This window comes from Bacteroides oleiciplenus YIT 12058 (assembly GCF_000315485.1).
In the GTDB taxonomy this organism is placed as follows: domain Bacteria; phylum Bacteroidota; class Bacteroidia; order Bacteroidales; family Bacteroidaceae; genus Bacteroides; species Bacteroides oleiciplenus.
The window spans coordinates 337,975-350,624 of the sequence record NZ_JH992942.1 but is presented as its reverse complement, the minus strand read 5'-3'; the positions used below and the strand labels follow the sequence as shown (position 1 = coordinate 350,624).

At 42.9% G+C, this 12,650-nt stretch carries 6 protein-coding genes; 3 read left to right on the top strand and 3 right to left on the bottom strand.

The window, feature by feature from the left end:
* The first annotated feature begins 19 nt into the window (after window positions 1–19).
* On the top strand, window positions 20–1,153 hold the full coding sequence (gene hemW / locus HMPREF9447_RS14905) for a radical SAM family heme chaperone HemW (RefSeq protein ID WP_009130570.1): 1,134 nt from the start codon (window positions 20–22) through the stop codon (window positions 1,151–1,153).
* Window positions 1,154–1,219: 66 nt separating this feature from the next.
* Here hemW and HMPREF9447_RS14900 read toward each other — a convergent pair whose 3' ends face one another.
* From HMPREF9447_RS14900 to HMPREF9447_RS14890, 3 genes are read right to left on the bottom strand one after another with little or no spacing between them, the layout of a single operon-like run.
* Complete coding sequence (locus tag HMPREF9447_RS14900; RefSeq protein ID WP_009130569.1) at window positions 1,220–2,311, bottom strand: Sb-PDE family phosphodiesterase; 1,092 nt, start codon at window positions 2,309–2,311, stop codon at window positions 1,220–1,222.
* A gap of 39 nt (window positions 2,312–2,350) precedes the next feature.
* Entirely contained in the window at window positions 2,351–4,129 is a 1,779-nt protein-coding gene (locus HMPREF9447_RS14895) for a RagB/SusD family nutrient uptake outer membrane protein (protein ID WP_009130568.1), read from the bottom strand.
* Between the two features lie 14 nt (window positions 4,130–4,143).
* Entirely contained in the window at window positions 4,144–7,407 is a 3,264-nt protein-coding gene (locus HMPREF9447_RS14890; protein WP_009130567.1) for a SusC/RagA family TonB-linked outer membrane protein, read from the bottom strand.
* Window positions 7,408–7,587: 180 nt separating this feature from the next.
* Between HMPREF9447_RS14890 and HMPREF9447_RS14885 the strand changes: the two genes are divergently transcribed.
* Both HMPREF9447_RS14885 and HMPREF9447_RS14880 read left to right on the top strand, forming a co-directional pair.
* Window positions 7,588–8,127, top strand: coding sequence for an RNA polymerase sigma-70 factor (locus HMPREF9447_RS14885; protein ID WP_009130566.1), 540 nt, complete (start codon window positions 7,588–7,590; stop codon window positions 8,125–8,127).
* Window positions 8,128–8,274: 147 nt separating this feature from the next.
* Window positions 8,275–12,564, top strand: coding sequence for a hybrid sensor histidine kinase/response regulator transcription factor (locus HMPREF9447_RS14880; RefSeq protein ID WP_009130565.1), 4,290 nt, complete (start codon window positions 8,275–8,277; stop codon window positions 12,562–12,564).
* Window positions 12,565–12,650: the final 86 nt, after the last annotated feature.

Sequence of the window (12,650 nt, the reverse complement as noted above, 5' to 3'; positions counted from 1 at the left end):
CTACTAAAACAGTACAATCATGGCAGGCATCTATATACATATTCCTTTTTGCAAGACTCGTTGCATCTATTGTGATTTTTACTCCACCACTCGTTCGGAGTTGAAGTCGCGTTATATCCATGCTCTTTGCCGTGAACTTACGGAACGCAAAGAATATCTAAAGGGAGAAGCCGTCGAAACAATTTATTTCGGCGGTGGAACGCCTTCACAATTATCGGAAGAAGATTTCCGGCAGGTATTCAACACTATTGAGCAAGTCTATGGTTTGGAGAATGTAAAGGAAATAACTCTTGAAGCCAATCCGGATGACCTGACGGAAGAATACACCGGAATGCTGGCTATGCTACCTTTCAACCGTATCAGCATGGGGATACAAACTTTTGACGATGCCACCCTGCAATTGCTCAACAGGCGGCATAATGCTGCGCAAGCCGTCGAAGCAGTGAGGCGTTGTCGGCATGCAGGTTTCCGGAATATCAGCATCGATCTTATCTATGGCCTGCCGGGAGAAACAAACGAACGCTGGAAGCGAGACTTGCAGCAAGCCGTCAGCCTCAACGTTGAGCATATCTCTGCCTATCACCTTACGTACGAAGAAGGAACTCCCATCTACGAAATGCTATTGACCCATCGCATCCACGAAGTAGACGAGGAAAGTAGCGTACACTTTTTCTCTGCACTGATAGATACACTGATTGCCGCCGGATACGAGCATTACGAGATATCCAACTTCTGCAAACCGGGGATGTATTCCCGGCACAATACATCCTATTGGCGCGGGATTCCTTATCTGGGATGCGGTCCTTCGGCACATTCGTTCAATACCTTTACAAGGGAATGGAACGTTGCATCTTTAGAGAAGTACATGCACTCCATTGAAGAGGGTCATCGGGAATTTGAAACCGAATACCGGGACATCGCTACTCGTTATAACGAATGTATCATGACGGCCATCCGCACGATGTGGGGAGTATCTATGCAATATGTAGAACAAACTTTCGGCACTGAATTATGGCAATACTGCATGGATATGGCACTTCCTTATCTGAAAAGTGGCAAACTGGAACTGAAAGATAACTACCTGTGTCTGACGCGTGAAGGTATATTCATTTCAGACGGTATCATCAGTGACCTGATGTTCATTGAAGAATAGGACAATAAAATCGCCCCGAAAGTATTCCTACTCATCAGAGGCGATTTATCACCAGCCAATAATCAGCTACAATTTCAGAGTATAATTTAATCCTTTATCGGGTGCAACAATAAAGTTCGTTACTTCAAAATTCAGATCTCCTCCTTTGATGCCGTTATCAAAACCGATACGTACACTGTAGCATGTATGTGGTTTCAACGTCATATCACGGAAATAAACCAGGGAAGTATCATGTGCAGTCTTTTTCAGTTTCAGAATCAAATCCGTAGTATTCATAATGGAAAGCGTTACCCCTTTTTCATTGCGGCTGACTTCCTTTATCTCCACACACTTCTCAAAGAAAGGACGAAGCAAATCTTCACGACCAATCACCAGTTCGCGATAATAAGCGGCAGTACGGCGATTATTGAGTGCTTCGCGAATTCCCTCCGGAGAACGCTCTTTGGCAAAAACAAACGTCATAGTCCGGTGCTCGTCTTTAGAGAAATCATAATCTGTCTGGATAGGCTGGTGAATATCAGAAGTACCAATCATCGTCAGATTCTTATCCAGGCACCACTGGATGGCCTCGGGCATGTAGAGAGGACCGTTTGCTACCTCGATGCCGTGCATGCAACCGTCATTATAGAGTTGCGTATGTTCAGGCCACCACTTGGTGCTATCCGGCTGTTGAGCCGACCAGCCGGGGTGATTCCAGAAAATGAAAGCCCCTTGCTTCTTCGCCTCATAAAACGCATCTTTATACTCTTTCTGTTCCAACGGGTTGGAGTCGGCCAAGAAAATGGCATTGAAATGTCCCGGAGCCATAGAACGGGTAATCTCACTACCTCTGATTAAGAGTATCCCTAACTTTTCGGCTTGTTTCCGGCAGAGGTCGAATGAACGGTTATGGTCCGCCACGATGTCCTTCTTATGAGGGCGGTATTCGATGTGTTCCGTCAGGGATATGGCATCCAGGCCTTCACGATAGGCCTCATCTACCCGCACGGTAGGCCAGACCAAACCGTCCGAGAAAACGCTATGCATATGGAAGTCACACTTCAAAGTGGTATATCCATCCAAATCAGGTACCTGAATCTCATTGCGGCGTTGCGCCTGCGCAGTCATCAGGCATGTTGCCAACAGAACTGCACTTACTAACATTTTCTTTGTTTTCATCATTATCTTCTTTTTTAGTTTATTCCTGTCAATCTATTTTCACCAGCCCGGATTTTGTGGCAATAAAGCCGGATTTATCTGAGTGGCTGTCAGAGGTATCGGGTGCAGGTATTTCTTATCTTCCCATTTGCGACCTTGATTAAAACCAAACTCTATATACCCATGATCACCTCCGGACAAACGGTTGGTTTTACCGATAACCACATATTGCACACCTTTAATCTTGTCTCCGGCAGGCGGTTCTTTATCTACTACGGCCACATCTTTCACACCATCGCCATTCAAGTCATAAGCCTCACCTTTCTGAGGAATGTAAATTCCCTGCCACACTTTGTCAATCAGGTCACCTAATTTCCAACGCATGATGTCATCATAGCGTACCCCCTCGAAAGCCAGTTCTGCACCACGTTCACGACGCACTTCCAGAATCCATTTGTCCGTTGTCTGATTCTTGAAATAGGCAGCCACATAAGGATCATAAGCTGCCGGAATCTTACCGTCCACCCCGGCACGTTCGCGCAATGGCTTGATTGTAGTATTCCATACCGCCTCGTCACATTCACCCAGTTCCGCTTTAGCCTCGGCATAATTCAGCAAGATTTCTGCATAGCGGAAGATAGGGATAGAGTTATTCGCTGTGGCCTTTCCCACGTGCACATCATCATCTATCGCCCATTTGACAAGTTGATACCCGGTAGAGGTCATAGAGAAATTGGGAGCATCAGGTTTCACCGTACCACTGATTTTCCGCTGATAAGAGGGAGAGATAACGGTCTGCATCAGACGGCAGTCACGGCTCTGGAATTCATCCATGTATTGCATAGTGGTGTAATCTGCGCGGTCGGTAAACCGACTGCCATCACGCATCAGATACATATTCACAAAGGGACGCACCAACGACCAGTTTGCACCGAACGAAGCGGAAAACAGTTTCCAGGTGATGGAGTGCATGCGCAAATCCTTCTTAAAAGAAATTCCCCAAATTACTTCTGTCGTATTCAGATCTTCCGAAGTAAACAGAGAACGGTATTGTGTCTCCACATCTCCTGTACTCACTAATTTATAAGGCCCCTTTGTCATCAATTCCTCTGACGCGGCAACAGAAGCTCGCAGGAATTTATCGGCTGAGTTTTGCAATCCCAGTTCCGTATGATATTTACGATAGGTACCTTCAAAAAGGCAAATACGGGACTTGAGTGCCAGAGCCACCCATTTTGTAATCAGTGTGCTACTTTCTGTCAACGTCTTGTCTGTAGAACAATTGGTACAGGCAAAGTCAAGATCTTCCAGTATCTTATCCATCACGACTTCACGTTTGTCACGCGGTTTATAGAGTTCGTCCCGATTGTCTACATCCAGCGTTGTTTCGTACCAGGGGACATCACCGAATGTTCTGACCATACCATAATAAAAATACGCACGCCAGAAACGCCCCACACCTTCATTATGCAGATAAATGGCATCCGTCACTTTGCCTTTAGCATTGGGCAGATGATCGAGGAAGTAATTAATCTGGCGCAGCTCACCCCAGTCATCCGTTCCCCAACCACCTTGTTGGGTGTCGTCCCACGTATCACCGATAAGAAAAGTAGTAGACGAGCGCGTCGCGCAATAATCTGCATACTGGTCACCACCCCACGCTATTGTTTCTTCACTGGGCAGGAAACTTTGCAGAAAACCATTCGTATAAAGGCGTAAGTCCGATTCTGACTCCAAAAATCCTTCGGAAGAGAAACTATTCTCGGGCTCACAATTCAAAAAACTATCACAAGAGGTCAGTGCCAAAGCATACAGACCTATCAGCCAATATTTTTTCATAATCATCTTCTGTGTTAAAAGGTTACATTAATACCTATGGTATAGCTACTCAGAATAGGATAACCATATCCGTCTCCGTCAGTATTGGCAGTGGAACGGAAGTCCGCATCACCTGCACTGATGCCTTCGGGATCATACATCTTGGTATGCTTGCTCAGTGGAGTCCACGTCAAGAGATTTTCACCAGCAAGGTAAATTTTCAAATCCTGTAGATGTAGCTTCTCACAGAACTTTTTCTTGAAAGTATAATCTATCTGAAGATTTTTCAGACGAACATAAGCCACATTCTGCAAGTAACGGTCATTAGCCTGAATGCCCAACGCTTTGGTAGATCCATTGGCCAGATAACCGCGATAGCGAGGCCAGTAAGCATCCGTATTCTGGTTTTCTTCTGTCCATACATTGTCTCCGGTATGTTCTTTCAGCATATAGCTGTAAGGGCGGTCATATTGTCCCCAGAAGAAAGCCGACTCACGGTGAGGGTACCAGTTACGCTTGGCAACACCCTGAAAGAAAGCACTGATGCCGATACCATTCCAGTTGGCAGCCAGATTCAGACCGAACTGGTAGCGGGGCATAGTATTACCGATAACTTTCAAATCACCATGGTCATCCAGCGTATTCTGCCCGTTATCCACCGTACCGCTTTTATCAAGATCAGCAAACTTCAAATCACCCGGTTTCAGGATATTTGTTGCAGAGACTTTCAGTTTAGACTGATCGGCATGGGCATCAATCTCAGCCTGATCTTTAAACAGTCCTTCGATATGGTATCCCCAAATAGTACCGATTTCCTGTCCCTCATAATAAGTAGAAAGTAACTTCGTAGGATTGTTGAACTTGGTAACCCATGTACGGCTATCCCACATCATTGCTTTCACACTATAATTAAACGGTTTATCTGCCAGCGTAAAGTTATCACGCCACATAACTGAAAGTTCCCAGCCTTTGGTTTTCATCTCCGCATTATTACCTTTAGGCGTTGCGGCGCCCAGTACGGCAGGCAAAATGGGGCCCACAGTGTACATATCTGTCGTATAGCGTTGGTAATAATCAAAAACCATAGACAAACGGTTTGAGAACATATCTATATCCAACCCGATGTCATAGGTTGTCGATTTCTCCCACGTCAGACTATTGGGAACAATGTTCGGAGCTGTGGCATACGTCTGCAAAGCATCTCCCAGAATAACAGAGGTTTTCTTAATGGGCACTGTGGAAAGATAAAGATAAGGACTGACATTACCATTTCCCAAACTGCCGATAGAGGCACGAACTTTTAGATTATCCAGCCAGTTACGGGTAGACTCCATAAAAGGTTCTTCAGAAATGCGCCAGCCCAGCGACCCGGAAGGAAAGAAACCCCATTGTTGATTCTCCGGGAACTTGGAAGAGGCGTCATACCGCCCACTTACTTCGGCCAGATAGCGGCTCTTATAGTTATAATTCACCCGATAGAGAAAGCCTACATAAGCCCATTCATTTCCACCTTGCCCCGTTGTATAGTAGTCGCCATCCATCAAAGCAAAACTTGGCTTGGTGGCACTGATTAAACCACGCCGGTAGGTCTGAATCGTTTTATAATCCTGATGTTCCAGATTCCAACCCAACAGAACATTCAGATAATGATTCGAATTGGAGAATTTAGGAATATAATTACCTGTGACGTTACTTGAAATATATTCCTTATTATAATCCATATTCTCCAGAGAACTGAATGTGTTACGGGTTCCCATAATCTCCGGTCCCGTATAATAGTTATACTGGTTTTCAGCTCTCAACCGGGTTGACTTACTACTATAATAAGTGAAATCTCCCTTAAAGACCAATTGGTCCTTAATAGGCGTATATGTCAGGGTTGTCGTATTGCGTACATCCAGTTTGTTATCTTTCTGCCAGGAAGTTCCTTCCACAAATCCTGCCCAGCCCACATATACGGCCGCTTCTGTCCATGTACCGTCAGGGTTCTTCTCCATGGTCATCGGATACCCCTGGTGTTGTAATTGGCGAGCTATATTCTGCCGGTCGTACATCACCATTGGCTGATGGGAACGGAAAATCATGACATCTGTATTATTCTCCAGTAAAAGAGAGTTGTTGATTTGTATCTCTCCTTTTGAACGGATATTATATTGCATATACTTTTCGTCACCGGCAGAGTAAATACCATCCTGATTATAGTAACGCCCGGACACATAATAACGGGCACGCTCATTACCACCACTGATGCTAACGTTATGTTCCGTAGAATAATTATGGTCTTTATAAATGATATCCAGCCAGTTCGTATTGCCAAAATATTCATATTCCCCCTTATCATTGACACGCACTTTATCTAGTGAAGGATCTGCATCACGCCGCACCAGTTCATTATACCAATCCGTAGAATACTTAAACACGTTGTTAATACCTCCCGGAGGCGCCTCCTGTCCTTCCAGATAAGCTGTATACCAACCATTGGTCCATTGCAAACCATTGCTAACAATGCCATCCTCAGTCTTCACCGTACGTTGGTGCAAGGAAAAACTTCCGTTATAATTAACTTTGGTCTTTCCGGCAGAAGCATTCCTGGTAGTTACCAGTATCACACCAAAAGCACCACGAGCACCATAGATGGCTGCCGAAGAAGCATCTTTCAGTACGGATACGCTTTCCACATCTGCAGGATTCACAGAATTCAAGTCACCTTCCACTCCATTTATCAGGACCAGTGCACTACCACCTGCACCGATACTTCCCGTGCCACGTAGATTGATGGATGGAGTGCGCGAGGGCTTACCATCACTAAACGTAATATTTAATCCCGGCACCATTCCTTGCAATGAACGGGAAATATTACTATTGCTGCGTTCTGCAATCTGTTTGCTGTCTATCTGGTCTACAGCACCCACCAGATTTACTTTCTTCGCCGTACCATAGCCTACGACTACCACTTCCTGCAACTGTTGTGCATCTTCCTGAAGCACAATCTGCAATTGTTTGTCGTCTGTGACTACCACTTCCCTGTCCGTAAAGCCGATGTAGCTTAGCAGCAATTTTTTCCCTTTTTCTACTTCCAGAACGAAGTGTCCATTGCCATCGGTCACCGTTCCCAGTTTCCCGTCTTTGATTCTCACTGTAACGCCGGCTAGCGGTTCTCCTGTAGCATCTTTTACAACACCTTTCAGTGGAACAAGATTGGCAGCAAACGCCATACCTCCTCCCAAAACGAAGGCGAAAGCGACAGCCAGTCGCCTACTTGCCAAACTCCACTCTAAAAAACATCTTTTCACTTTCATGTCGATTCATTTGATAAATTAAATCAAGTTTCCTTTCGGGGTGCAAAGATGAAGCCTGCAGATTTCAGAAATGCTACAGGAAAATGAAGTTAGGATTTCAGTTAAATGATGTGCCGATAGTTGTAAAATAGCAAGAAAGCTTTACCTTTGTCCCCCGGCACTACTAACCGACTGAACATCATGACCGAACAAGAAGTCAGAAGATATTTACGGAAAATGAGCGAGCAGGATTCACAAACTGCTTTCCGGGATTTCTATAACATGACGTATGACCGCCTGTTCCGCATTGCTTACTACTATACTCATCATGAAGAGTGGTCACAGGAAATCGTGCTTGATGTATTCCTGAAACTTTGGGAACACCGCAAACAATTGTTAGATATCACCAATATCGAGGACTATTGTTTCATTCTTGTTAAAAACGCTTCGCTAAACTACATCGAAAAAGAAGAGCGACGCCCCACCCTATTTGCCGATACATCACAAGAACCGACTGGCCAGGCCGTATCTCCCGAAGATACCCTCATCAGCGAAGAACTCTTTGCCCGATATGTAAAAGCCCTCGACCGATTGCCAGAACGCTGCCGGGAAGTTTTTATCCGTATTCGTGAGGAAAAACAAACCTATGCGCAAGTAGCGGAAGAATTCGGCATCAGCATAAAGACAGTGGATGCACAGTTGCAGAAGGCTACAATACGGTTGAAAGAAATGCTTTTGTAGGTCTTCCACATGAAGTATGTGACAAAATTTACAGGCATATGTACGATAATTCATGGAGCTCCATCTCCAATTTCCTACCTTTGCCGACGGGCAACATGATTTTCGTATTATTTTTGTTAACCATTTAGCTATAATCTTGAAATCTATATGAGACGCAGAACTTTATTAATAATTGTTTTATTAACCGCTATTGCGGCAAACGCCTTTAGTGAAATAGAACTTCGCGCTAAGAAAATGAGAACGACGGACGGATTGCCCAGCAACTCTATCCGCAATATATATCAGGACAGCAAAGGTTTCTTATGGTTAGGCACACTAAATGGCTTAAGTCGTTACGACGGTAACTCTTTCCTGAATTTTCAGCCGGAAACCAATAAGCATGACCAGATTTCACTGGCAGACAACCGCATTTATCAAGTCATGGAAGACAAAAATGGCTTCCTCTGGATAAGGACAGTAGCGGAATTATATAGTTGCTATGACCTGCAGAGAGCCCGTTTCGTAGATTTCACCGGAAACGGGGAATATAAACAAAACTATTCCAGTTCATTATTAGCTTCCAATGGAGACGTGTGGCTGTGTCATCCGGAAAATGGAGCACGTCAGATGATAATCCAAAATGACCGGAAAATAACCTCCGTCGAATTTAAAACAGAACATGGCAATCTGCCGGACAACCGAGTGCAGTTCATGTGGGAAGACGCTTCTGGCCGGATATGGATCGGTACTCAACGCGGACTATCTTACGCTACCAGAGGAGATTTCAAAATAGTAGACCGGAAATATAATTTCATGCGATCAATATCATATGAACAGGATATGTATTTCCTTACTAAGGAGGGCGATATATATCATTATAATTCTACTTCCGGAAAACTCATCCGGTCAGCCTCCCTTCCCAACGGAAAGAAGATAGCATTCACCGGAAATTTCGCACTAAAAAACAAATGGGTTCTAATGACATCTGCAGGTGTCTATGACTATGACTTTAATACGCATCAAGTGACCCCAAACTCTCAATTGAATCTTAAAAATGGAAATGTATTTCGTGATAATCATGGGGACTATTGGATATACAATCATTCAGGGAAAGTTCGCTATATCCTTGCAAAGACAGGAGAAATGAGAGAACTTCAATTAATACCTGAAGACCGATTAAGCTATATTGACTTTGAACGCTACCATGTCGTTCACGACTCCCGCGGGATAATCTGGATTTCAACTTACGGTAATGGGTTGTTTGCTTACAAACCATCTGAAAATGAATTGGAGCATTTTGTTTCCGATGTAAAGGACTCTCCGATTAGTTCTGATTTTCTACAATATGTAATGGAAGACAAAGCCGGAGCTATCTGGGTTAGTTCCGAACATTCCGGATTATCTCGTATTTCAATATCCAATGAAGGCATCACTCGCTTCTATCCGGAATCCAGCGAACTCTTCGACCGTTCAAACACCATTCGGATGTTAACCCGAATGGAGAATGGAGATATATGGATAGGAACCCGCAAAGGAGGATTGTATAATTATGATATTCATCTGAATCCTAAAACCAGCAGTCAGTACTTCCAATCCAATGTATATGTGATTGCAAAAGACAGTCTGGGACAACTATGGATGGGAACTCGCGGACAAGGATTAAAGATAGGAAATACATGGTATAAAAATGTTGCATCCGATCCTTCGACATTGGCTCACAATCACATATTCTCTATCTATTGCGATAGTAAAGACCGTATGTGGGTAGGAACATTCGGAGGAGGACTGGCCTTAGCTGAACCAACCCCGGATGGGAAGTATAAATTCCGCCATTTTCTTCAGCAAAAGCATGGTTTAAGAATGGTGAGAAATATGATAGAAGATGAAAACGGAATGATTTGGACAGGAACCAGTGAGGGAATTTGTATTTTTCATCCGGATTCATTAATTGCCAATATAGACAATTATCATTTATTCAATAATGTCAATGGGAAATTCTGTTCTAATGAAATCAGATGCTTATTTCGTGACAGCAAAGGCAGGATGTGGGTAGGAACTTCAGGAGCAGGATTGAACCTTTGCAAACCAACGGATAACTACAACTCGCTGGAGTATAAACACTACGGTACTTCAGATGGTTTAGTTAACAATGTCGTATTAGCCATGTTGGAAGATGCTCTCGGACGATTATGGATTGCTACAGAATATGGTATTTCCAAATTTAACCCGGAAAATGATTCCTTTGAGAATTATTTCTTTTCTTCTTATACATTAGGGAATGTCTATAATGACAACAGCGCCTGTATAGGTGCAGATGGAAAACTTCTTTTCGGTACAAACTATGGATTAACAGTGATAGATCCCATGAAAATACCAAGCAATGAAGTTTTTTCTCCTGTCGTTTTTACCAACTTATACATCAATGGTATTCAAATGAGTCCTGAAATAGCCGACTCGCCTTTAAAGACACAATCTTTGGCATACTCGGATAAAATCACATTAAAATATTTTCAGAACTCTTTCATTCTCGATTTTTCAACTTTCGATTACTCTGATAACAGTCAGACAAAATATCGATATTGGTTAGAAAATTATGATAAAGGATGGAGTGACCCTTCTCCTTTAAGTTTTGCCGCTTATAAATATCTCAATCCGGGTACCTATACATTGCACGTAAAATCCTGCAATGGTGCAGGGATATGGAATGAAGATGAAACTACTTTAAAAATCGTCATTGTCCCCCCATTCTGGAAAAGCAGTTGGGCCATGCTGGGATACACCATACTGTTAATAATAGTTCTATATTTTGCATATCGCATTGCCAACAATTTTAATAGTCTGCATAACCGTATCAATGTAGAAAAACAACTGACAGAATATAAGTTAGTCTTCTTCACAAACATCTCTCACGAATTCCGTACTCCTCTTACCTTGATTCAAGGAGCATTGGAGAAAATACAGCGCGTCAGCAATGTTCCGCGTGAATTAGCATCTCCATTACAAACCATGAATAAGAATACCCAACGTATGTTGAGGCTTATCAATCAGTTGTTGGAATTCAGAAAAATGCAGAATAACAAACTGGCACTTTCTTTAGAGGAAACGGATGTGATCGCTTTCCTCTATGAAATATTTCTGAGTTTCAAGGATATATCAGAACAAAAAAATATGAATTTCCGCTTTGAGCCTTCTGTATTATCTTACAAAATGTTTATTGACAAAGGAAACCTAGACAAAGTGACCTATAATCTGTTATCAAATGCTTTCAAATATACTCCTGCAAACGGAACGGTCATCTTTACCGTAAATGTGGATGAAACAAAGAAAATCCTACAAATTCAAGTATCCGATACAGGAGTCGGTATCCCTAAAGAAAAACAGCATGAGCTGTTCAAACGATTTATGCAAAGCAGTTTCTCGGGTGATAGTATAGGAGTCGGCTTACATCTGACCCATGAATTAGTGCAAGTGCACAAAGGTACAATCGAATATAAGGATAATGAAAATGGAGGCTCTATCTTCACAGTCTGCATTCCTACAGATAAGACCGTATATATCGAAAAAGATTTTCTCATACCAGGTAATGTACTACTGAAAGAGGAAGAGGGACAGACACACAGTTTGCCAGAACTTTCTGAGGAGGCATCAGCTTCTCCCCAAACAATAACTCCTTTAAACAAGCGGAAAGTACTGATTATCGAAGATGATAATGAAATCCGGGAACTATTGAAAGAGGAAGTTGGAGCCTATTTTGAAGTAGAAGTAGCTGAGGATGGGACAAAGGGATTCGAAAAGGCCCGCACTTATGATGCTGACTTAATCATCTGCGATGTTATGATGCCAGGTATGACTGGATTTGAAGTTACCAGAAGGCTTAAATCAGACTTTGCAACAAGCCATATTCCCATTATTCTATTAACGGCACTCAGTTCTCCTGAAAAACAATTGGAAGGAATTGACTCCGGAGCAGATGCCTATATATCAAAGCCATTCAGTATCAAGTTCTTACTGGCACGGGTATTCCGTCTGATAGAGCAACGTGAAAAGCTTCGTGAAAAGTTCTCCAATGAACCGGGTATTGTTCATGCAGCCATGTATTCTACCGACCAGGATAAAGAATTCACCGACCGTCTGGATGTTATACTGAAAGCCAATATCTCCCGTTCTGATTTCAGCATAGAAGAATTTGCCCAACTGATGAAACTGGGACGAACCGTATTTTATAAGAAACTACGAGGAGTAACTGGATATTCACCGAATGAATATTTACGTATCATCCGCATGAAGAAAGCGGCAGAACTATTACTGTCGGAAGAACACCTCACTGTAGCAGAAGTCTCCTACAAAGTAGGTATTAATGACCCATTCTATTTCAGCAAATGCTTTAAGTCACATTTCGGAATATCTCCTTCTGTATATCAAAAAGGAGGAGAGAAAACTCTGGAGGAAACGAAATAAACAACAATATTACATACATCCGTATTCTTTTCCATCGGAACAAAATGTATTCTGGCTTATTTTTGCGGCTTTAATACTGATAAATT